This is a genomic window from Weissella muntiaci (genome assembly GCF_008107635.1).
Taxonomy (GTDB): domain Bacteria; phylum Bacillota; class Bacilli; order Lactobacillales; family Lactobacillaceae; genus Weissella; species Weissella muntiaci.
The window spans coordinates 105,093-125,609 of the sequence record NZ_SDGZ01000013.1 but is presented as its reverse complement, the minus strand read 5'-3'; the positions used below and the strand labels follow the sequence as shown (position 1 = coordinate 125,609).

Below are 20,517 nucleotides of genomic sequence, written 5' to 3'. Positions count from 1 at the left end.
GATGATGGGTGCTTTTTATTTTGCACAAAATTATAGGAGGAACAATCATGGCAACTTATGCAGATGTATTAGTAACTAAGGACAATACAGTCAGCGAGATTAAAGATTGGCTTGTAAAGCACAACCAAGAAGCACCATCAAATGCTACAAAGGCAGAATTGTTGGAGTTGGTTAATGCAACGGTTGCAGCTGAATCCGGAACTAGTGAATCAGAATCCACAACGACAGATACATCAGCATCGGAATCTACTTCTGAATCAGATGTACTGGGGAGCGAATCGGAGACGATTGTTGAACCGGATGAGCCGGCGGTTGATGATCCACGATACACAGTCAAGGATGGCGATACTATTGCCTCGGTTGCAACGTCTTTTCATCTTAGTGTTGCTAAGCTACGTCAATTCAACCTACCGCTTAAGTATACTTTGACAGTTGGCCAGCAATTGAACGTCACACAATAAAGGAAGTTGATATGAATATTATTGATACGATTAGGGCCCCTATCGGTGAATTACAACTCACTGATGAGGGCTATTTGTATATAGAGAGTTCGCCAATAGCTAGACCAGGGGTTTTCCCTTATATGACGATTAGTGGACTCAGCAGGCAAGCCAAGCTACCGGAAGATTTGTTCAGTGAGACAACTATTCAGTCAGCAAATGGCAAGCCGATTACTAATGATCACCCTACAGTTCAAGTGAATGCCGAAAACTTTAAGCAATACGAAGTCGGTATGACCATGAACGACGCAGCGATTAAAAATAACATGCTAACAATCTCTATGAATATTACTGACCCTGAGACAATTAAGGCGGTACAAGCTGGGAAAAGAGAGTTAAGCATTGGGTTTTCAACTGATAACTATGAAGTACCAGGCGCATATAACGGTGTTGAGTACGACATCGAACAGAAGAACATCCGAATTAATCATGTTGCTATTGTTGAAAAGGGGCGAGCAGGTAGTGAGGTAGCTCTCAATTTAGACAAGTCTGATGTTTATGACGCCTATTTGATTGATGAAACATCAAATCATAATACCGGAGGAGGTATGAACGTGGAAACTATTAAGGTTAATGGCAAGGTAATCAAATTATCTGATGAAGACGCTCAAGCACAAATTGACAAGATTGTTGCTGATTTGAAGAAGAAAACTGAAAATGACTCAGCTGTATCTTTGGAAACAATCAACGGTCTAACAGCTGCTAACAACAAACTGGAAGGCGAGAATGCTGCGCTATCAGGTAAGGTTAAGCAATTTGAAGCAGACGCAGATGATCTAAAAGCGAAGGCATACGCACAAGCACGTTCTCGTGTTGATTTGGAAGCTAAGGCTACCCAGATTTTGGGGGACTCAGCTGACATGAAGCTATCTGATCGTGAAATGAAGATTGCGATGATTGCTGAGGTGAATCCGGCAGTGAAGATTGAAGCAGACGCATCTGATGATTATGTGAATGCTGCGTTTGATGTTTCAGTAACAAGTGCTCAAAAAGTTCCTAATCTAGGAGTGAACCAAGTAGCTGATAACGAAGATGAAATTGCGAAAATGCGCAATAAGCGTTTATTCCAAAAGGAGGTCTAGGAAATGAGTGAAAATAAACAAGGACGTCAATACATGGACGGAAAGATTAGCGTTGGTCATGTTGCAGATACGTCATTGCAACAAGTTCGTACTGAACCAGCTGGAGAGGTTATTCCTTACGGTGCACCATTAACATTGGTTGACGGTGTCGTTAAGGTAGCAAAGCCTGGAGATAGCTTCATTGGTATCGCTCGCGCCTTCGAGGGGTTGATTGATACCTTTGAAACCAAGGTTGGTGCATTTAATGAAAAGGAACCAGTATCAGTTTTGTACGCTGGTTCTATTGGAGTTGTTGTTGCAGAAGCAATTACGAGCGGAGCCAAGGCTATTATTGCCGCTGATGGTAAGTTCAAAGCAGCTGTAGCAGAAACTGAACAAAAAGATATTGTTGGTACGTTCTGGACTGACGGTTCAGTTGACGGAATTGCAACGTTGCATATTTAAGGGGGAATTATCAAATGGTTACATCAAACGGAGTAATGGAGCGTAAAGACCTCCAACATTTGGAACAATCAGTTCTGAAAGCACCTGAAGGAGAATTGATTGGTCGTCAATTGTTAACAGTTGATACATCGGTCCACCCAGGTGCTGAAGCATACGCTTATGACGAAATGACTCGTTCGGGAGTCGCAAAGATCATTGCGAACGGTGATACAACATTGCCATTTGTAGACCTAGACTACAATCGCAAGTCAGTGCGTATTGTTAGTATTGCACTGGCTGCGCAATATACCCTTCAAGAGTTGCGTGCAGCTGCAATGTCTAATCGCCCAGTTCAAACTGAAAAGGTTGAGGCAGTTCGTCGAGGGATGGCGGAAAAGGAGGACCAGCTTATCTTTACTGGCGATCCGAAATACAATATTTATGGTTTAACTAATACCCCAGGTATTTTAACGGACCAATTTACAAAGACAATCGAGACTATGACCACCGATGAGGTTTTGGAGTCAATCCGTAAGGCCCGCAAGAAGCTCACAACTCAAATCGGCTTTACTGGCACAAAACCTGTATTGGTTTTGCCACAAGACCAATATGAGGAGTTGGCAGGTCGTCGTTATGGGGATACTGATACTCGTACATTGTTGCAAATTATCAACGAGTATAATTGGTTCTCCGATATCCGAGCTACCCAAGCGTTGAAGGGTATTGGAGACGGTGCTACAGATGCAATGTTGATGTTTAATAATGCACCAGATGTCGTAAAGCTGATTTTGCCATTGGATAATGCAATGTTGCCACAAGAGAATTACTCAACACGCACTGTGGTTGGATTTGAAGAACGTACAGCTGGTGCTGTTGTTCGCAATCCATATCAAGTCTTGCGTGTGTCAGGTATTTAGTAGGAGGTAAGGTTCATGATTGTTTCTAACAAAGGTGATTTTGTTCGATTTATTGGAGATATCCGTTTAGTACCTGGTACGAATGATGTTTCAGAAGCCGAGCTAAAAAAGTTGAAGGCGGTTGATTCTTCAAATCCAGTATTTGCAGCTGTGATGGAAGACCTTGTTTTACCAGAAGGGGAAACGAAGCTGTCTTCATACAAGGTGGATGATGCTAAAAAGTTGATTGATGAGACTTTTGATGTTGCTCTACTTGGTAATTTCCGAGATGAAGAAGCTGCCGATGCAAATCGTAAGACGGTTCTTGATTACATCGATAAGAAAGTCGACGAGATCATGAATGGAGATGAAAAGGAGGCTTAATTTATGAGCTATACCTTTGATAAAGAAGCTGTATCCAAGTCTGCTAAGTTGCGACACACTTCATTTGCTGAAATTCCAGACGATGTGTCTGTTGAGTTGGCGAGTGAAGCGTATGGCATTGTTCAACTTGATAGGGTTCCAGATAAGATTATGGAAATGGCAGTTAAGCTCTACACTGCGCATTTAATGTTCACGTATCAAAATGGCGGTATTTCATCAACGTCAACAGGCGAGAATACTAAAGTTAAGGTTGGCCCAATTGAGACTTCAAATTCAGGAGGTACAACTTCATTTGATACGAAACAGGATGATATTTTTTATCGTGACTATAAGACACTTATTAGCGGGGGTACTCGTCGCTACGGTGCGGGATTGGTTGTAGTTAAATGAGCGTTGTTATTAAGGATGACAATCATATTCCGGAAATTATCATGCAGTTGGAGCATTTGAAGGACTATCATGTACGAGTTGGAATACTTGGCGGCGGAGAAATTGGAATGATTGCGGGAGTGCAGGAATTTGGTGCACATATTGTGGCTAAGAACCCAAGTGGTTATTTATGGATACCTACAAAAGGCGAAAACGGCGGCAAAGATGGTGTTCTTAAACTGCGTGAAGTAACTATCCCAGAACGTTCGTTTATCCGGTCTACCTTTGCTGAGAAGCAAGGGGAGTGGAATACTTTTGCTGAAAAGTTAATATTCGAAGTTGCTAATGGCAGCATTGGCGCAAGAATGGCTTATCAGCGACTTGGAGAGCGGATGGCAAGAGATATTCGCAACAAGATTAAAAGTACACACAGCCCTGCGAATGCGCCACTGACAATCAATAACAAGGGTTCATCAAGTCCTTTGATTGATACGGGCCGGCTTCGTCAATCGGTAACTTATGAGGTGATTTAATGAGTTTGTATGTTAATGCAAGGTCAATCCTTGATAAGGTTCAAATGACTAACCCAATTGAGGTTTTGCTTGATGAACCAATCATTTCTTATGACCCCTTTCTACCTGCAAATAATGTTGAATCTACAGCAACAACCATGACGCAATTTGTGCAAGGTGACGGCGGGTTTGATGATGTTAGCAGATATGAATGGATTACTACGCTTGATGTTCCAATTGGGACAAAGTTAAAATTTGACGGCAAGATTTGGACCATTGTTGGCAAAGATAACTACCAAGCTACAGGCTTTACTGATGCCATTATCTATAAGGCACAAGAAGCTGATTCAACACAACGAAAGGAGGCAGATAATGGAAAGTGGCAGTAATAGTTACACTAATCTAGCTAGTGCTATCGAAACTATTGTTAAAAGCGTGCTGAATTTAGATTTAGTACCGCACAATAGCAATAGCAAACGACCAGGCGATGAATTTGTAACCTATTCGCTTACTTCGCCATATTTGCCAAATTCAGTTAATCATTCAATTGAAGATGGCTTTAGTGTAGAAGTTTCACTTGCGATACACGGAAGCCATGAACAAGAGAATAATTTAAACGCTCTTAAGCTAAGGTCAGCTTTTGAGCGTTTTTCTATTCAGGATGAATTGAAAGCAAAAGACATATATTTCGAACGAATAATCGGGCATTACACGCAACCACAGCTAATGCTTGGAGAGTCATACGAGCATATTGTAAGGCTCGATTTACGATTCGGAATAATGCCTTCAAATTTGGAAGTCGATACAGATGTAATCGACGAAATCACAATCTCTAAGGAGGAGAACTAATGACATTATCAGATGTTACTGTCTCAATTGAAGTGCAACAATCATCAGCGTCTGCTGGGTATGGAATTCCTGCTTATTTTGTACCTGGTGACACGAATACTTATAAGGAGTATTCAACGTTGGAAAGTATTCAAGCTGCTTACAAGCCTGCCGATTCAGTGTATGGCTTTGCTACAGAATATTTTGCTCAACCGGATCATCCACAAGTCATGGCAGTTATCACGTTTGCGGACTTGGAAGAAGCAATGAAGTTGTTTGATAACAAGGGTTGGTACTTTGCCATTCTTGCAGACGAGGCGATGACCAAGGATATCAAGCCACAGAATGATACTAAGGTATTGACGCTTTCAAATATCATTGAGAGTTCTCAATACCGAATGATGATCGTTCTTGACCGTTATGCTAATGCTGATGCAATTGCGTCAGATGATGTTTTGAAGGGTAGCCTTGATGGGAACGAACGTACAATTCTGATGGTTAAGAAGTCATCTACTGCAACTGCAAGTGATGCACAACGACTTGATGCAGCATTAGTTGGACGTTATGGTGCATATACTGTTGGAAGTTTGAATTGGCATGACCTTATTGCTCCAACAATGACCGCAGATGATTGGGACGCTATCAGTTTGAATGCGATCTTGAAGTCGGGTTCAATGGCCTTTGTAAACAAGGCAAACAATGTTGCACAAACTACTAGTGGTGTAACAATGTCTGGTCAATATATCGATGTAATCATGGGTATTGATTGGACTGGTTCTAACATTAAGGCAAGTTTGCAAAATATCTTAACTCAAAGTAACAAGGTTCCGTATGACCAAGCCGGAATTGCTTTGCTTAAGGCAACTGTTGAAGGTGTACTTGCAAAAGCATATACCAATGGAATTATTGATGCTGATGACGCAGGGCAAGCCTCTTACTCAGTAACCGCAAAGGACCGTAGTGAAATGCGAGAATCTGATCAACAGGCTCGTGTATTCACGGGGCTAAGTTATCAATATGTACCTGCAAACGCCATCGACCAAATTAAGGTCTTTGGCGCAATCAATATGTAAGGAGAGTAACCAATGGTTGCACAAAATCAAAAGACGCAATATCAACCAAGTTATAATGCGCAAGACGTTCATTTATTTGTAAATAACGTTGAAATTAATGGTTTCCAAGAGGGAACAATGGTTCAAGTCGCATTCCAAAATCAACTTGTGACTATGAATGCCGATGCCAAGGGCGAGGGTTACGCGACAATTAGTAACGATCATCGTGGAACTATTACCGTCAATTTATCAGAGTTATCTGTTGATAATTCAATGCTATCTAAGCTGGCAACTAGCAAGCAACAATTCCCAGTCAAGTTGGTACACCATGATGAGTCGTGGTCTGGACAAGGTTGGGTTCAAAAGATGCCGGACGCTCAATTTGGTGCAACTGCATCAGGTCGTTCATGGCAACTTATGGTCCCTGAGCTGAATTATTTGAACGACAACGTCTAATTGCAAAATCGAAGTAACTAAACATTTGAATTTCTGGAGGAAATAACTATGACTGAGCAAAACGAAACAATCGGAACTTTGGTAACACCTGAAGCTGGACAAGCACCTGCCGCTACTGTACCAACTACACCGGCAACACCCACTGCACCATCAGAGCCAGTGGATCAACTCTTGCAAACTTACCGTGATAATATCGCTAAGCGTGGAGAGACTGGTGGACTACGTGGACAAATCAAGGAAATTAATGTTCAAGGTAAACCAGTGATTTTCACACATCCAGGAATTCGAAAGGCAATGGAGATTATTGCAGCAGGTAACATGCAAAGTTATATCGCAAATCCAGGATACGTTGACACTTTAATTAAGACAATGGTTTCTTACCCTGAAGAAATTCGTAAGGAAGGTTTAGATTACTTTGATGATCACGTTGATATGTTTGAAGAATTAGTTGGTGCGGCCGACGAATTTCTTGGCAAGTTTGTTAACTAGAAGCCAAGGTGACATAGAGTTTAGTAATCGTTTCGACGAGGACTATCAGTATGATTTTCCAATAATGATGGGGTTGGCAACGAGAGAAGACATGGAATATATGTCGATTGACGATATTGCGTATCTGAACTACAAGGCGAATGCTTTGTATAAGATTCAACATCCGGAAGTTGAATGGGAAAACTAGAAAGAAAGGCTTAAAAATGGGAGATATTCGTAAACTATCGATCGGGGTCGCTTTTGATGTTCAATCTGCTGCTTTACGTGAGGTAGATAGTGATATCACCGGCCTTATACATAATTCAGAACGATTGGATAGTTTTGCAACAAGAGCGTTTGAAAAAATCAGTGCTGGAGCAAGCAAGGGAAAGGCTTCAACTGCTGAACTTGGCGGAGCAGTACAAAAGTCCGCAGCATCCTTTGAAAAATTGGAAGCCGGAGCAACCAAAGCAAGTGAGAAGTTAACAGTATTATCAGAGCACGGGAAACAAGCTGGTAGTGGTATTTACGAAGGCCTTAATAGGGCAGATGGAGCGGTTACTCGATCATTAACCGCAATGGAAAAGCTCAAATATGTGCTTAAAGGAGTTACGCCCGAAGGCAAGTCAATCGGTGCAGGGATTGCTTCGGGAGCAAATAAAGGTATTGAGGCGGTAGACCGAGAGATTAGCGCAATAGGACGTTTGAAGTCTGCTCTTGGTGGAATAAAGGGGTCTAATAATCTAGGTAACGTAAATACCGGCAATGTATCAACTTCTGAAAAAGGCGGCAAAGTATCAGGCGCCTTCAAAGATAGCATGGCTATGTTTGGCCCTGGAATGCTACTTGCTTCAGGAGTTATGGGTCTAGCTAATGGCGTTGGAGGAATGTTTTCCAATGGTTGGGAAACGTTAAAAGAACGTCAATCTGGTCAGGCTATGTGGGCTACATCAATTCAAGATGCGCACAGCAATGTCAAGGGTCGGCAATTAACGCTACAGTCGGCACGGGCAAATGATGCAATTATGGATACTGCCACCAAAGCTGGAAATGATTTTTCAGAGGCAAACTCAATTGCAAAGCAAATTTACTCATCAGATGGTGGTGTCTATGCTGGTAATCTAGGGAAGACCCAAAGTATGCTTAAGGGTATGTTCAATATTCAAGACGCCAATGCATTGAACACCCGTGAAATGGAGCAATTTAAGACAGCTGTCGGTAATATTGGTGATACCGGTAAGATGTCCGGAAATGCTGCTAAAAGTTTGAATTTGCTCGACGGTAAAATCACACGGAAGATGCGTGATGAGTATAAGAAGCGTAATGGTCATGAATTAGGCAAGAACAAGAATGGTGGCTGGGATTACAGTCAAATGGATGCCGAAACTGCCTTCGCAGCAATTGACGGTTATGGAAATTCAGGTGGTGTAGGTAAGGCTTCTGATCGGTATAATTCAACCTTGCCAGGTGTATTGCGAGCTGGTAAACAAGCTAGTGGAACCTTTGTTTCACAGATAATGGATACTTTTGGAAAACAAGTTGCAAAAGGTGGAGCATTTAAGGACGTCCTGGGAGGACTTTCGAATAGCCTTACAGATTCTAAGGGCCTTCGATCTAAAGCTGATGCAGTTGCTAAAGCGCTAGCTGGCGTTGCTGATATATTTGGTAAAATCATTCAAGCAACAACGCCTCTGGTTGGATTGCTTGGTAAAGTTTGGGATAAAACAGCCGCCTTTCGAGGTGGCTTTTTAGATGGAATTGTTTCAGGCTTGGATAAAGTTAAAAGCGGGATTGATAAGTTAAAAGAATGGGGTGGCAAGGCTCAAAGTGCAATTGAGAAAATGTTACCAAAAGGATTCGATAAGGACTTTGATAAAGTTACCGGTGGGTTAGGTAAATTCTTTGGAGAGTTGGCTATTGGAGTTGGCGTCATTAAAGGATTGACTAAACTGCCAGGCATTGGTGGACTTTTAAAGGGTGGCCTTGGGTTCGCTGGAAAGGTTACCAAATTAGATAAAGTACCTGGCTTGAGTAAGTTATTTGGCGGCGGAAAAACACCAAAGGGTAGCAATCGAGATTTAAACGAGAATACCTCTGCACTACAAAGGTTGACAGCTGCTCTTAATGGTAATGGAGACGGTTCATACAATGAAGATGGTGACGGATATTCCGAAGGTGGAAAGAAGGGCAAGAAATTATCTACTCGTTCCAACCGTAAATATAACAAAGCGGCTTCGAAGTACGAACGTCAAGTTGAAAAGTATGGAGCAGAATCTAAGCAAGCAAAGCGTGCAGGAAGCAAGCTATCCAAGTATTCAGATAAGTCGGGTTCTTATGTTGGAAAGCTAGAATCAAAGTATGAGCGTGTTGCAGGTCGTAAGGGTGCGCATTCACGTAAAGCTACGAAACTTCGTGGAAGAATTGCAACGGCAAGTGATGAAGCCCTTGCAATCGGTGGCAGAGTTGAATCGACGAGAGCAGGCTCTGTTGCAACGAGAACAACACGTTTAGCAGCTTCAAAGGGTGGTCGATTAGGCCGTGCTTTTGGTCGTGTTGGCGGAGTAGTTGGAAAAGCTGGCGGTGCGTTTGGTAAAGTCGGTGGTGCTGTTGGTAAGATTAGTGGTTTTGCTTCTAAAATACCTGGTGCGGGACTTGTTAGAGGAGCTGGTAAGGTAGCTGGAAAACTTGGAGGAGTTGCAAATCTAGCCTTTATGGGATTAGATGTTGCAAGTGCTGCAAGCATGAAACCTGGTAAGACTAGACGTAAAGCCGTGGGTGGCGCAGTAGGATCAGGTGTTGGTGGAGTTGTTGGTGGAGCGCTTGGTTCTTTGCTCGGGCCAGTCGGAACCGTTGCTGGCGGTATGGCTGGTTCATGGTTAGGTGAGAAGGCTGGTAAGGCAATCGGTGGGCTTAACTTTAAGAAGATGGCAAAGGGCGCTGGAGAGTTTGGTAAGTCTGTAAAGAAAAATGTATCTGGTGCAATGGAAAGTGCTGGAAAGGTTGCCGGAAAAGTAGGCAAGAGTGTCGGTAATTTCTTTACATCGCATAGTAAGGCAGGCGCAAAGATTGGTTCAAACCTTGGGAAGGGTCTGAAAGCATTTAAAGCAAACCCGCAAAAGGCGATTAAATCAGAAATGAAGTCTCTTGCAAAGAGTGGACCAATTATGGGACCTCTTAAACTGATCGGAGACGCTGGTAAGAATATATTTAAGGGCGTGAAAATGCCAAAGTGGATGACAAGCATTGGAAATACTTTCAGCAAGATAAAGATGCCAAAGCTATCAAATCCATTTAAGGGCTTCAAGATGCCCAAGATTAAAATGCCAAAGTTTAAAAATCCGTTCAAGGGCTTCAAGCTACCAAAAATTAAGAATCCGTTTAGCGGTTGGAAACAACCAAGCTGGATGAAAAATATTTCTAAGTGGTTTGGTGGTGCTGATAAGGGCGGTAAAAAGACATCTAAATCAGCTGATAAAGCAACTAAGAGCACAAAAAAGACCGGTGACGAAGCTAAGAAGACCTCAAAGCACGTTGAAAAGGTCGGCAAGAGTGGAGACTCTTCATTTAAGAAACTTGCAAGTGCTGCCAAGTCGTCGTCATCAAAGGTAACCAGTGCGTTCAGTAAGGTTGGTAAAAATACAAGCAAGGCATTTTCTGGCATCAGTAAGAGCTCTAAGAAGGAATTTAATAAACTATCCACCAGTGCCAAGCAAGGCATGTCAAAGGCATCAAAGGCGATGAGTTCCGGTGGAAAGGGTATCAAGAAAGCTGTTACTAGTAGCTTCAAGGGAATAGGAACAGCAGGTAAGAGCCAATTCAATAAGCTATCAAGTTCAGTTAAATCTGGTATGAGTAAGGCTTCCTCAGCTGCTAAATCAGGCGCACATAAGATACCGACGGCGGTTAAGTCTGGATTAGCTGGAATGAACAGCATTGGTAAGGGCACGTTCAACAAGTTAACTTCATCAGTTAAGTCTGGAATGAATGCAGCCAAAAACGCTGCAAAATCTGGCTCTAATCAGGTTGTGAGTGCAGTTAAGAGTGGGATGTCTAAGATGGGAAGTGCTGGAAATTCAGCATTCTCAAAGTTGGCAAGTGCTTCTACATCTGGCATGAATAAGGTAGAAAATGCTGTCCAAAATGGTGCGAACAAGGCAGCTAATACGTTCAAGTCAAGTTTCAATAAGATGGTATCTACTGCTACATCAGTTAGTTCCAAGGTTTCGTCATCAATGGCAACTATCGGAAATAGTGCCGGAACTGCGACAGGTAAGGTTAAAACCCTAGCGGCAGCAATTTCAGCCTTAAAGGATAAGAAGGTAACCATCGATGTAGCCGTGAAGGGGGACACTAGTAAATTAGGTGGTAAGTTTGCAAACGGTACACCTGGTGCAAGGGCTGCCTTTGCAAAATATGCCAAGGGTACGCCTGCTGGGGGATCACACCCAGGCGGCATGGCATTGGTTAATGATGAACAGAGTTCAACATTCCGAGAGGCATTTATGCTACCAAATGGACTTGTAGGTTTGTTCCCTAACGAGCGGAATATTATGGTTCCGCTACCGGCTGGTTCACACGTATTGAACGCACAAGATACTCGTCGTAAATTTGCGAAGTTGAATGCGTATGCTAAGGGTACTCCTAAAGCAATTCAAGCATTTAATGCAATGAGTGAAGCTCAACCTGTAAAGAGTAATGCAGATAAGCGGAATATTGAAATTAATATCAAGCCTGAGATTAACATTAGTGGTGTCGCAGGAGCTGGGCTTGAAAAAATGGTAATGGCAGCAGTTATGCCTTACCTTGAAGCGATGTCACAGAATTTGTCGGACACACTAGGATTGATTTAAGGAGGTAGATAATGGGTGCTGATCAACACTTAGTTGGATTTAGGATGACTGAACATCCTAATTCTCAAAATAGTGTATATATCGCAACTGATGAAGATGGAGAGTCGCTATCCAGACAATTTGATGTTGCACAGAATGCCGTTGAAAGTGGCTCGGCTATAACGGATCACATTGGAATGACGGAAGATTCTGGGACAATAACTGGATATTTACTTGGTGACGGTGGAAATAATGTGGACGGGCAGAATGCTCTTGCTCAATTAATGTTGTGGCAGGAGCGTGGTACAGTGCTGCAATTCTTTGGTAGACGTTTTGTTGCACCTATGATTATAAGTGGAATAGAACATAGTTATAACAATAATGCGGTTAATGCTACAAAGGTGTCCATTACATGGAAATTTTTACGAGTTGTTCAGAGGCCGGAGCAAATAGTTGTTGCAGTGAAAAAGCCGGTCGGTGACGGTGACGGCGTTTGGGTTACGGTGCAACCTGGCAATACTTACTGGGGCTGGATGATGCAATATGGAACTCCGTTGGACACATTGCGAGGTTGGAATCATTGGCCAGATAGATTTATACCAATCGGAGTGAGAGCGAGGGTTAAGTAAATGTCATTAAGACCTTATATTCCAATTGAAAAAGATAATTTACCCGAAAAGTTTGAATTTCCCTTTGGAATCCAAACTTTTATTTTTGGTATCAATTACAACTCTTCGGAAGGCTACTTTACAGTTGATCTATATAAAGCGGACGGTACTGCATTAGTAATAGGCGAGAAAATGGTTGCAAATCAACCATTATGGAGCGATGTTATTAATCCTGATATGCCTGCTGAAAGGATTATCCCGATGGATGAATCGGACCCGACAACTGACATAACTTTTGATAACTTTGGGACAAATGTACGCCTTTATATTGATAATCTGGAGGAAGTAAATGACTGATCAATTTTTAGGTAAAATCAGACTGGAAATAACTACTGGAGAACATAAATCAACATGGGAGTATTCTTCATTTGGCACATTGATGATCAACTTCACATCATCATTCAGTGATGACTCTGAACCTTCATCAACGACAGTGGATATTTTTAACTTGAGTCAAGATAGTCAAAACTTTATTCAAAAAGGATCATACGTTGTGCTTTCAGCTGGGTATCAAGATGACATTGGTGTCATCAGTGAAGGAACTATTAACTACGTTTACCCAAGGACCTCTGATGGAAATGGGGAAATTAAGTCCTCATTCACATTCTTGGAAGGGGAGGATTACTCCAAGAAAGAGATTAATTTATCACTGTCAAATGGTATTTCAGCGCAAGACGTAATTACAAGAGTTTCTCAAGCAGCAGGTATTCCAATATCAGAGATTAACCTACAAAAGGAGAAGAGTTATAGTGACGGTTACAGCGTTGAGGGTTCAGCGATGGATGCTTTAACTGAAGTAGCAGAAGATGCTGGCAGTAAGCTGTTTTATAAGCGTGGGCGAATTATCATTAACGCCGTGACAAATAGTAGTGATAACGCATTGGTTTATGACGCTCAACATGGATTGATTGGTTTCCCACAGCCCCTTGATTGGTCATCCGATGATGATATAGCGGGGTATAGCGTGGAGTTGCTATTAAATCATCGAATTACAGTCGGGCAAGGAATCAAATTGAATTCTCGATATGGTGGCGGTGGAATTTATCACTTTAGAAATGGCGAACACAGTTTTGATGGCACCAGTTTTAGAACTACGGGAGAAATTATCTAATGAGAAATGTTGATCCGATTAAATCATGGAGTAAGTTATTTGATAAGCTAAAGTCTAAAATCATGAGAGATTTACACGTTGCATCAATTGGGCGTGTAACCAACGTGAATAGCAACAAAGCAAACGTTCAACTCTTAGCTAAAGAAGCTGATAAAGATAAAACGGCAACGATTCACAATGCTTATATTCTTGACCATGTTGGCACTCTAAATGTTGGCGATATTGTGGCAATGGTGTTTACTGATTTGCCTTTGGAAGACTTTAGTGGAGATAAGGAAGTATACAATTTAACGATTAGTCGTCGGCATAGTATTAATGATGCAATTATCATCGGAAAGGTAAAGGCATGAAAGATTTTAAAGTAAATCAAGACGGCGACCTGACGCTATTCCAAGATATTGTAACTGTTGAAGATAGTGAGCAAATAAAGCAAAGTGTTTATATAATTTTGAAAACGCATCTTGGTGAAATGCCTTTTGAACCAAATTTTGGTCTTAGTTGGTCGAACATTTTTGTTAAACGTGTTGTCCCTGATTATATCCTTCAAGATATTAAGACGGCGATTTTAACAACTTCAACAATTATTTCATCGGTAGGTGATTTCAAATTTACACAAGATAGAAAGACACGGGCATTGACCGTGTCTTTTACTTTATCTCTAGTTAATTCAACAAATATAGAAACGGAGGTGGTATTAAATGCTGGATAGTTCAGGACTAAAACGGCGACGGCGTGATGAAATATTAAACGATATGATAGCTCAAGCGCAGAGTACCATTTCAACCGATGTGGCAGTTGGTCCGGATAGTATGGTTGGAATGTTCCTTAGAGTTGTGGCAAGCGAGCTCGCCAAGCAAGAAGAGTTACAGGAGTCCGTGTGGTTTAGTGGCTTTGTTTCTCAAGCAACCGGCATTTCACTAGATCGCTTGGCTGGAAACATAGGGTTATACCGTAATCCGGCAAAGAATGCGACAACAAATTTAACGTTGAAAGGTAAGGCAGGAACAAAGATCAACGAGCAAACATTGTTCGGAACACAGAGCGGGATAAACTTTTTTGCTGCTGAAAGTGGAGAGCTCCAGCCAGTAGGAGTAGCAACTTCTGATGGCGAAGATGTACCTGGAGAGTTAGAAATTTTAGTTGTTTCAGTTGAACAAAATTTGAAAACTAATGTTGCAGCGGGCAGAATTAATAAAATTGTTGAAGCTGTGGATGGTTTAACAGAAGTCGTAAATAAGGAAGCGGCTGTTGGTGGTGTTGCGTTAGAGAGTGACAGTGACTTAAGAACACGACTACTTGATAATTACCGTCGATCTGCGAACGGAACGCCTAATGCACTAATAACGGCTGTTGAAAATGTAGTCGGTGTCCAAATGGCCCACCTAATTGTGAATGACACAATGGAAGTTGATAGCAATGGGAATCCACCTAAATCGGTTCATTTTTATGTTCAAGGTGGAGATGACTACGATATTGCGAATGCAATTTTTAATGCTGTTGCTGCGGGCGTATCTACGACTGGGGCTTCCGAAGTGGAAGTTCCGCTTATCAACGGAACGCATAAGCAAGTGATTAAATTTGATCGACCAACTCAAAAGGCAGTGGATGTGCAGTTAACCTTGGTCGTATCTGATAGCTTCAGCATTAGTGGAAAGGATAATGTAAAGGCGAATGTGACAGATTATCTTACGAAGCTAACTATTGGAGAAACGCTACATGTAACCAAGCTATACGGCATTATTTATGAAGAAGATGGAATTGTAGACGTTGACGTAAAGCTCACTGTAGATGGCAGACCTGTTACTGGAAATAAAGTTACTGTTGAAGAATTTGAGTACCTTTCGCCTGGCGATATCGAGGTGACAGTATGAGTACAGTAACCAATGATATGGTGGCAATGTTGCCGTTGTTTTTACAAAAAGGGTCAACGTCGAACAATTACAAACTACTAGATTTAGTTGGTGGTCAGATTGACGAACTTAACAGGTCATCAATCTACGCTGCAAGGTCACGTTCAATTGATGAAGCAAGCGGAAAAATACTTGATGAAATAGGTAAACAATATGGTGTCACTAGATTAACGACGGATGATAGCTTTTATCGTTTTTTGATAAAGTCTCATATTGAAATGAGTTTGCGAGTTGGTACGGCTAACGAAATCATCAATGTTCTTTCAAATACCAGTGGATTACCACTTAGTTCTTTCAACGTGGAGAATGGGGACGAATTATTATCTGTGAGAGTTACAGATATACCGGCTGCACTTACTCCAAATGAAGATCAACGAGAGTTGGTCATTAGTTGGATAAAAAGTATTCTTCCAGCAGGTATTCGGCTAGAAGGGGTTAGCTTCAAGGAAGCCAGTGCAAGTGAAATTGCTATTGGTGCAGTTATAGAGCAAGCTGCATTCTTTAGCTCACCAGTTGTGACAATGAAGATTCCAGGTGTATAAAAATGGCAAAATTAAAAGGAGCACGATTTACTGATGCTGGCCTTGCGGCGGCAGCGGACTTGTTTAATCATAAGCAAGAAAACAAAGTAACAAAGATGTCAATTGCATCTGTGAGTTACAAGGATAAAGACATATCGAAGTTGACTCGGTTGTCTGATGAGATATTGACAGCATTACCCAGCGACATTGTTCGCAACGGTAATGTTTTTTCATTTACTGGAGTATTTGATAGCACAAGAATTTCAAAAGATAGCTACATCAATAGTATTGGTGTTTATATCTCAGATATAAATAACGTTGAGACACTATTGGCGGTTGTTGATGCTGAAACCCCTGATTTTATTCCGGCAGGTGGTTTAGATAATCAGAACTCAATTGTTTACAGCGTGAATTTATCTGTTACAAATTCGAACGTCACTTTTTCTTTGGAAATTGATGACAATGCGATTGCGCAAATGAAAGATTTAGCTGAACTATCAGATGTCGTTGATGGCAAACTGAAAACACTACATGATCAAGCTGTATTACTAACAGGTGATCAATCAGTCGGTGGGGTTAAGATTTTCAAAGATGGGGTTGTCGGAAATCTTTCAGGGCGTGCAACGGCAGCAGGATACGTTTATGGTCAAGAATTATCAGCGGGTACTGATATAAATTCATTAGGTAGTGGGCGATACTTCGCAAAAAGGGGGGTGCCTTTAGTGGGATTGCCTGCTAATGCAAAAACTCCGTTTGTTCTTGATATTTTTGAATCAGATGATAAATCTGATGGATTGCTCGGAAATGCTAGGCTGTCAGATTTTTCTAACAATGTATTTATTAAAGTTAAAAACACTGTTTGGGGGTCTTGGGGGCAGATCACAAGTGAAGTAACTGATAACACTTGGACGGGTACTAATAAATTCACTCAAACAATATCTGCATCGATTACGGGTAATTCTGGAACTGCCACAAAACTCTCAGCAGCAAGAACCATGATCACTGATTTAACACAATCATCATCGGTTACTTTTGATGGAACAAAAAACATTGTATTGGGAATTCAAGGTGTTTTACCAACTGCAAAAGGCGGTACGGGTAATGCCAACGGATTTGTAAATGGACTAAATGTGCAGAAGCCTTTGTTCACTGATTTAGCAATTGTGGCAGCTGGAAAGATGGATGTTTATCGTGGTCAATACGCAGTTACCACTGAAAGCCTGTCCGGTTTACCTACAGGAGTGGTTCAGTGGTTTAATCTTACGATTATGCCAATGTCCGGCAATGATAATGGAATGATGATTATTGTTCCATTATTTACTGGTGGCTTTTGGTATACACCTGTTGAAAGTGGCAAAATTGTCGGCTGGGTTAATGTCGCTGATGATAAGCAGGTAGTGCATACTACTGGAGCTGAAACCATTGATGGAATTAAAAAGTACCTCGTTCCCATTACTGGAAGTTTTTCAACACGGCAAGCATCATTTTTGGATTTTGTCGATGTAGCAGCTGATATGCATAAATATAATGGGAATTGGGTATCAGGAAATAATGCTATAAGCAACGCTCCTTTCCAGTCGAACTACACGGTTACTGTGATAGAAGGTGCTGATAAGACGAGCGGCGAAATTGAAGTTACATCACTAACGAACGGCAGAAAGATGTATTCGGCAGTCAGCGGAGGCAAGTTACTTGGGTGGAAAGAGGTAGTATCCACTGACGTAAATACAATGTTAACGTGGCAACCTAATATGAAAATTGAAGCCGGCCAAATGATTACATTTTCTAAAGTGGGGGACTTAAAGACTGGTCAACTTACTAACCCGATTTTTAAAGCAAAGGTAGCACATACCACTGGAACAACATTTCCAAGTGCAAAAGATGCAGCTACGTTATGGGAACTTGTAAATGTCGAGAGTTACAAAATATCAACACAAAGCATGATGTTTTATGGTTTAACAGCTAGATGGCATCGACAAGGCGATAGAGTAATGCTAAATGTTGGTGGGACATTTAATACCGATAATGTTAATCAAATCGGTTCTATGACCGTTATTGGCGAAAAAGTCCCTTCAACCGCATTCTATGTAGCAGATTATTTGCCAGGTACGGATGCAAGGCAAGTTGTAGTTGCATTTTTTAATTTCAATAATCATTCTGATTGGCATGCGCAAATCAAATTAGGGACCAATGATCCTTCAATTTATGTTTCTTCATGGCTTGGTAATGGACAAATGGGTAAGGGCGATAGTGGCGATATTGTGCCTGTCACATATTATGCTGATCCTTTAACAAGAACATGGAATGCTGGGGTGCCTACTATATAGGGAGGAATGTAATATGTTTAAAAATTTTATTCGTGATACTACAAGCAAGATGTTGCGAAATGCATTTTGGATCATCACTGGATTTGAGACGGCTTCTGTAGGTTTATTAATTTCTTTTGCGACGGCGAGATTAGATGACCATACACCATTCTTCTTTAATCAGGCCGACACGCACGTTTTTGCTATTGTCATGATGTATTTTGGGGTTCTAATGACGGCTAGTTTTATATTAGATTTAAAATTTTGGTATCTCAGAACTGTATTTGCTAGTGTGTCGACGATGTTTTGGTCTTATATAACAATTAGTTTTTTCTTGTCTGATATTTCATCAGCTCGAGGGAAAATTGGTGTGCTAACCGTTTTTAGTTTTTTCATTGTGATTAGAATTATTGTTGAAGCAAGGCGTGAGCCGTCAGCTCGGATGAAGGGAGAAATATAGATGAATATTGATACCGTCATCGTGAGTTGCATTGCTGCAATAGCAGGAGCAGTGACGGCGTACTTTGGCTTTAGAGGCAAACAGTCAGATAACGATACCAAAATAACGACAAAAACATTGGAAGGACTACTTTCACAGGTTGCTGATTTAACAAAACAAGTTGGGCAATTACGAGAGGAAAATGCGGAAATAAAGTCACAATTGAACCATGCTGTAAGATTGTTAGACAAAAATGACATAGATTTTTCGGAGGGAAGGATAGTTGAAAGTTAGTATTTTAGATTTATTAGAATTTCTATGGTGGAGCGGGATATTAACGACTCTGTCTTGGCGTGCGAATGAATTCATTAAGTCGCACACAAAGAACAAGAACTTATTGTTACTCAATACATGGGCAGCACAAGCTATCACATTTGCAGAAAATAATGCTGGGAACAATATGGACCTAGCAACTACATTCATTCAAAAGCGCCTCGCAGCAAATAATTTGCAGGGGCGCTTTTCTAATCAACAAATTGAGGCTGTGATCTTACAAGCCAATAAAGCAATTAAAGGAGAGTAATTATGACAATGAACGGAATTGACATCGCTAATTATCAAGCATTATTGAACGCCGGTTCAGTAGAAGCTGATTTCATTATCGTTAAAGCGACCGAAGGGCTATCATACATCAATCCGGTAGGCGACCAACACTATCAACAAGCTAAGTCAGCTGGTAAGTTGTTAGGGGTTTACCACTTCATGACTGGAGAAGATCCCCGATTACAAGCAGAATTCTTTGTAAATAATATCGGAGGGTATATTGGCGAAGCCGTACTCGTACTTGATTTTGAAGCTGGGGGATTGGCACTTGGCCCAAACGGAGCTAAAGCATTCTTGGATCGAGTGAAAGAATTGACTGGTGTTGCGCCATTGATTTATATGTCAAAGTCAGTAGTTAATCAAATGGACTGGTCAGCGGTTGCGCCGAACTATGGACTATGGGCAGCTCAATATGCAAACTACACGCCAACAGGCTATCTTGCAGAACCTTGGACAGATAATGCTGGTTGGGGAGTGTGGGGACAACCTGCAATTTTACAATACAGTTCAACTGGACGTTTAACTGGTTATAATGGTGACTTGGATATGGATATTGCATATATGGACGCTGACGCTTGGCACAAGTATGCCGGAGCTAATACCGATAATCCAGTAATTGATGATGGGCCTAAGCCTGCACCTATTGTTGTCCCAGACCAAATTTTGAAGGTTGGTGATACATTCAGCTTTACCAATCAAATTTATCGTGTTGATGAGATCAGTGCTAATCGTGATGAAGTTATTTCATACGAATTAGCTGGTGATGGTAATGCTAATTGGGATAATAATGGAGTACCAGCATCCATTGTTGATGAAGTAGCTGTTGGAACCCTTAACTCGGACGGTCAAGACCAGATCTTGCAAGTTGGCTCTTGGTTCAAGTTCAAGCAAACAGAGCCATGGACAGTCATTAAAGTTGATGCACCTTCTAATGGAGTAAAATTCGATGTTGGTAATGGAGAGACAATGTGGGTAGACGCCACTAGTCTTGTAGAAATTTAGTAGTACAATAAAAACAAATAAATGGATTGGATAATCCCTTTTTTTAATTTCATGTCAAAGACCCCTGTTAGGTAGATTAAGTTTTACCTGGCAGGGGCCTTTTTTGTGTTTATATACAAAAGTGAACATCAGAATTTATTGCGACTAAATTTATATAG

At 41.3% G+C, this 20,517-nt stretch carries 26 protein-coding genes; all 26 read left to right on the top strand.

Going from position 1 to position 20,517, the window contains the following annotated elements:
* Nucleotides 1-47: 47 nt before the first annotated feature.
* From ESZ50_RS04765 to ESZ50_RS04640, 26 genes are read left to right on the top strand one after another with little or no spacing between them, the layout of a single operon-like run.
* Nucleotides 48-461, top strand: a complete 414-nt coding sequence (locus ESZ50_RS04765; RefSeq protein ID WP_148622465.1) for a LysM peptidoglycan-binding domain-containing protein — start codon at nucleotides 48-50, stop codon at nucleotides 459-461.
* Nucleotides 462-472: 11 nt separating this feature from the next.
* The gene (locus ESZ50_RS04760) at nucleotides 473-1,582 is read left to right on the top strand and encodes a DUF2213 domain-containing protein (protein WP_148622464.1); all 1,110 of its coding nucleotides are present in this window, start codon (nucleotides 473-475) and stop codon (nucleotides 1,580-1,582) included.
* 3 nt (nucleotides 1,583-1,585) lie between these two features.
* Nucleotides 1,586-2,026: a structural cement protein Gp24 gene (locus tag ESZ50_RS04755; protein WP_148622463.1), complete on the top strand. Its 441-nt coding sequence runs from the start codon at nucleotides 1,586-1,588 to the stop codon at nucleotides 2,024-2,026.
* A gap of 14 nt (nucleotides 2,027-2,040) precedes the next feature.
* Complete coding sequence (locus tag ESZ50_RS04750; protein WP_148622462.1) at nucleotides 2,041-2,922, top strand: encapsulin; 882 nt, start codon at nucleotides 2,041-2,043, stop codon at nucleotides 2,920-2,922.
* Between the two features lie 15 nt (nucleotides 2,923-2,937).
* A complete protein-coding gene (locus ESZ50_RS04745; RefSeq protein WP_148622461.1) occupies nucleotides 2,938-3,285 on the top strand; it encodes a hypothetical protein in 348 nt (115 codons plus the stop codon).
* A gap of 3 nt (nucleotides 3,286-3,288) precedes the next feature.
* Entirely contained in the window at nucleotides 3,289-3,675 is a 387-nt protein-coding gene (locus tag ESZ50_RS04740) for a DUF4054 domain-containing protein (protein WP_148622460.1), read from the top strand.
* Nucleotides 3,672-4,187, top strand: coding sequence for a hypothetical protein (locus ESZ50_RS04735; protein ID WP_148622459.1), 516 nt, complete (start codon nucleotides 3,672-3,674; stop codon nucleotides 4,185-4,187). The genes ESZ50_RS04740 and ESZ50_RS04735 overlap by 4 nt, the downstream gene beginning before the upstream one ends.
* Nucleotides 4,187-4,555, top strand: coding sequence for a hypothetical protein (locus ESZ50_RS04730; RefSeq protein WP_148622458.1), 369 nt, complete (start codon nucleotides 4,187-4,189; stop codon nucleotides 4,553-4,555). The genes ESZ50_RS04735 and ESZ50_RS04730 overlap by 1 nt, the downstream gene beginning before the upstream one ends.
* Nucleotides 4,539-5,015 (top strand): phage neck terminator protein, encoded by a 477-nt coding sequence (locus tag ESZ50_RS04725; RefSeq protein ID WP_148622457.1) that lies wholly within the window; start codon nucleotides 4,539-4,541, stop codon nucleotides 5,013-5,015. Before ESZ50_RS04730 ends, ESZ50_RS04725 begins: the two co-directional genes overlap by 17 nt.
* Nucleotides 5,015-6,067, top strand: a complete 1,053-nt coding sequence (locus ESZ50_RS04720) for a DUF3383 family protein (RefSeq protein WP_148622456.1) — start codon at nucleotides 5,015-5,017, stop codon at nucleotides 6,065-6,067. Before ESZ50_RS04725 ends, ESZ50_RS04720 begins: the two co-directional genes overlap by 1 nt.
* 12 nt (nucleotides 6,068-6,079) lie before the next feature.
* Entirely contained in the window at nucleotides 6,080-6,502 is a 423-nt protein-coding gene (locus tag ESZ50_RS04715) for a phage structural protein (RefSeq protein ID WP_148622455.1), read from the top strand.
* 48 nt (nucleotides 6,503-6,550) lie between these two features.
* Entirely contained in the window at nucleotides 6,551-6,991 is a 441-nt protein-coding gene (locus tag ESZ50_RS04710) for a hypothetical protein (protein ID WP_148622454.1), read from the top strand.
* Complete coding sequence (locus ESZ50_RS04705; protein WP_148622453.1) at nucleotides 6,954-7,178, top strand: hypothetical protein; 225 nt, start codon at nucleotides 6,954-6,956, stop codon at nucleotides 7,176-7,178. The genes ESZ50_RS04710 and ESZ50_RS04705 overlap by 38 nt, the downstream gene beginning before the upstream one ends.
* A 16-nt stretch (nucleotides 7,179-7,194) precedes the next feature.
* On the top strand, nucleotides 7,195-11,820 hold the full coding sequence (locus tag ESZ50_RS04700; protein ID WP_148622452.1) for a hypothetical protein: 4,626 nt from the start codon (nucleotides 7,195-7,197) through the stop codon (nucleotides 11,818-11,820).
* 11 nt (nucleotides 11,821-11,831) lie between these two features.
* Nucleotides 11,832-12,428 (top strand): phage baseplate protein, encoded by a 597-nt coding sequence (locus ESZ50_RS04695; RefSeq protein ID WP_148622451.1) that lies wholly within the window; start codon nucleotides 11,832-11,834, stop codon nucleotides 12,426-12,428.
* On the top strand, nucleotides 12,429-12,764 hold the full coding sequence (locus tag ESZ50_RS04690; RefSeq protein ID WP_148622450.1) for a phage baseplate plug family protein: 336 nt from the start codon (nucleotides 12,429-12,431) through the stop codon (nucleotides 12,762-12,764).
* Complete coding sequence (locus tag ESZ50_RS04685) at nucleotides 12,757-13,578, top strand: phage protein (protein ID WP_148622449.1); 822 nt, start codon at nucleotides 12,757-12,759, stop codon at nucleotides 13,576-13,578. Before ESZ50_RS04690 ends, ESZ50_RS04685 begins: the two co-directional genes overlap by 8 nt.
* On the top strand, nucleotides 13,578-13,928 hold the full coding sequence (locus ESZ50_RS04680; RefSeq protein ID WP_148622448.1) for a hypothetical protein: 351 nt from the start codon (nucleotides 13,578-13,580) through the stop codon (nucleotides 13,926-13,928). Before ESZ50_RS04685 ends, ESZ50_RS04680 begins: the two co-directional genes overlap by 1 nt.
* The gene (locus ESZ50_RS04675) at nucleotides 13,925-14,287 is read left to right on the top strand and encodes a contractile injection system sheath initiator (RefSeq protein WP_148622447.1); all 363 of its coding nucleotides are present in this window, start codon (nucleotides 13,925-13,927) and stop codon (nucleotides 14,285-14,287) included. Before ESZ50_RS04680 ends, ESZ50_RS04675 begins: the two co-directional genes overlap by 4 nt.
* Nucleotides 14,277-15,449 carry a baseplate J/gp47 family protein gene (locus tag ESZ50_RS04670; protein ID WP_148622446.1) on the top strand — a complete coding sequence of 391 codons (1,173 nt, stop codon included), beginning with the start codon at nucleotides 14,277-14,279 and terminating at the stop codon, nucleotides 15,447-15,449. Before ESZ50_RS04675 ends, ESZ50_RS04670 begins: the two co-directional genes overlap by 11 nt.
* A complete protein-coding gene (locus ESZ50_RS04665; RefSeq protein ID WP_148622445.1) occupies nucleotides 15,446-16,030 on the top strand; it encodes a hypothetical protein in 585 nt (194 codons plus the stop codon). The genes ESZ50_RS04670 and ESZ50_RS04665 overlap by 4 nt, the downstream gene beginning before the upstream one ends.
* Nucleotides 16,031-16,032: 2 nt before the next feature.
* Nucleotides 16,033-18,336 carry a hypothetical protein gene (locus tag ESZ50_RS04660; RefSeq protein WP_148622444.1) on the top strand — a complete coding sequence of 768 codons (2,304 nt, stop codon included), beginning with the start codon at nucleotides 16,033-16,035 and terminating at the stop codon, nucleotides 18,334-18,336.
* A 13-nt stretch (nucleotides 18,337-18,349) separates the two neighbouring features.
* Nucleotides 18,350-18,775 carry a hypothetical protein gene (locus ESZ50_RS04655; RefSeq protein WP_148622443.1) on the top strand — a complete coding sequence of 142 codons (426 nt, stop codon included), beginning with the start codon at nucleotides 18,350-18,352 and terminating at the stop codon, nucleotides 18,773-18,775.
* A complete protein-coding gene (locus ESZ50_RS04650; RefSeq protein ID WP_148622442.1) occupies nucleotides 18,776-19,048 on the top strand; it encodes a hypothetical protein in 273 nt (90 codons plus the stop codon).
* A complete protein-coding gene (locus ESZ50_RS04645; protein ID WP_148622441.1) occupies nucleotides 19,038-19,337 on the top strand; it encodes a hypothetical protein in 300 nt (99 codons plus the stop codon). The genes ESZ50_RS04650 and ESZ50_RS04645 overlap by 11 nt, the downstream gene beginning before the upstream one ends.
* A 2-nt stretch (nucleotides 19,338-19,339) precedes the next feature.
* A complete protein-coding gene (locus ESZ50_RS04640) occupies nucleotides 19,340-20,359 on the top strand; it encodes a GH25 family lysozyme (protein ID WP_148622440.1) in 1,020 nt (339 codons plus the stop codon).
* Nucleotides 20,360-20,517: the final 158 nt, after the last annotated feature.

Bases quoted from the DNA above. Each gene is read 5' to 3' on its own strand.
- ESZ50_RS04765 (WP_148622465.1), top strand. From the start codon at position 48: ATGGCAACTTATGCAGATGTATTAGTAACTAAGGACAATACAGTCAGC.
- ESZ50_RS04760 (WP_148622464.1), top strand. From the start codon at position 473: ATGAATATTATTGATACGATTAGGGCCCCTATCGGTGAATTACAACTC.
- ESZ50_RS04755 (WP_148622463.1), top strand. From the start codon at position 1,586: ATGAGTGAAAATAAACAAGGACGTCAATACATGGACGGAAAGATTAGC.
- ESZ50_RS04750 (WP_148622462.1), top strand. From the start codon at position 2,041: ATGGTTACATCAAACGGAGTAATGGAGCGTAAAGACCTCCAACATTTG.
- ESZ50_RS04745 (WP_148622461.1), top strand. From the start codon at position 2,938: ATGATTGTTTCTAACAAAGGTGATTTTGTTCGATTTATTGGAGATATC.
- ESZ50_RS04740 (WP_148622460.1), top strand. From the start codon at position 3,289: ATGAGCTATACCTTTGATAAAGAAGCTGTATCCAAGTCTGCTAAGTTG.
- ESZ50_RS04735 (WP_148622459.1), top strand. From the start codon at position 3,672: ATGAGCGTTGTTATTAAGGATGACAATCATATTCCGGAAATTATCATG.
- ESZ50_RS04730 (WP_148622458.1), top strand. From the start codon at position 4,187: ATGAGTTTGTATGTTAATGCAAGGTCAATCCTTGATAAGGTTCAAATG.
- ESZ50_RS04725 (WP_148622457.1), top strand. From the start codon at position 4,539: ATGGAAAGTGGCAGTAATAGTTACACTAATCTAGCTAGTGCTATCGAA.
- ESZ50_RS04720 (WP_148622456.1), top strand. From the start codon at position 5,015: ATGACATTATCAGATGTTACTGTCTCAATTGAAGTGCAACAATCATCA.
- ESZ50_RS04715 (WP_148622455.1), top strand. From the start codon at position 6,080: ATGGTTGCACAAAATCAAAAGACGCAATATCAACCAAGTTATAATGCG.
- ESZ50_RS04710 (WP_148622454.1), top strand. From the start codon at position 6,551: ATGACTGAGCAAAACGAAACAATCGGAACTTTGGTAACACCTGAAGCT.
- ESZ50_RS04700 (WP_148622452.1), top strand. From the start codon at position 7,195: ATGGGAGATATTCGTAAACTATCGATCGGGGTCGCTTTTGATGTTCAA.
- ESZ50_RS04695 (WP_148622451.1), top strand. From the start codon at position 11,832: ATGGGTGCTGATCAACACTTAGTTGGATTTAGGATGACTGAACATCCT.
- ESZ50_RS04690 (WP_148622450.1), top strand. From the start codon at position 12,429: ATGTCATTAAGACCTTATATTCCAATTGAAAAAGATAATTTACCCGAA.
- ESZ50_RS04685 (WP_148622449.1), top strand. From the start codon at position 12,757: ATGACTGATCAATTTTTAGGTAAAATCAGACTGGAAATAACTACTGGA.
- ESZ50_RS04680 (WP_148622448.1), top strand. From the start codon at position 13,578: ATGAGAAATGTTGATCCGATTAAATCATGGAGTAAGTTATTTGATAAG.
- ESZ50_RS04675 (WP_148622447.1), top strand. From the start codon at position 13,925: ATGAAAGATTTTAAAGTAAATCAAGACGGCGACCTGACGCTATTCCAA.
- ESZ50_RS04670 (WP_148622446.1), top strand. From the start codon at position 14,277: ATGCTGGATAGTTCAGGACTAAAACGGCGACGGCGTGATGAAATATTA.
- ESZ50_RS04665 (WP_148622445.1), top strand. From the start codon at position 15,446: ATGAGTACAGTAACCAATGATATGGTGGCAATGTTGCCGTTGTTTTTA.
- ESZ50_RS04660 (WP_148622444.1), top strand. From the start codon at position 16,033: ATGGCAAAATTAAAAGGAGCACGATTTACTGATGCTGGCCTTGCGGCG.
- ESZ50_RS04655 (WP_148622443.1), top strand. From the start codon at position 18,350: ATGTTTAAAAATTTTATTCGTGATACTACAAGCAAGATGTTGCGAAAT.
- ESZ50_RS04650 (WP_148622442.1), top strand. From the start codon at position 18,776: ATGAATATTGATACCGTCATCGTGAGTTGCATTGCTGCAATAGCAGGA.
- ESZ50_RS04640 (WP_148622440.1), top strand. From the start codon at position 19,340: ATGACAATGAACGGAATTGACATCGCTAATTATCAAGCATTATTGAAC.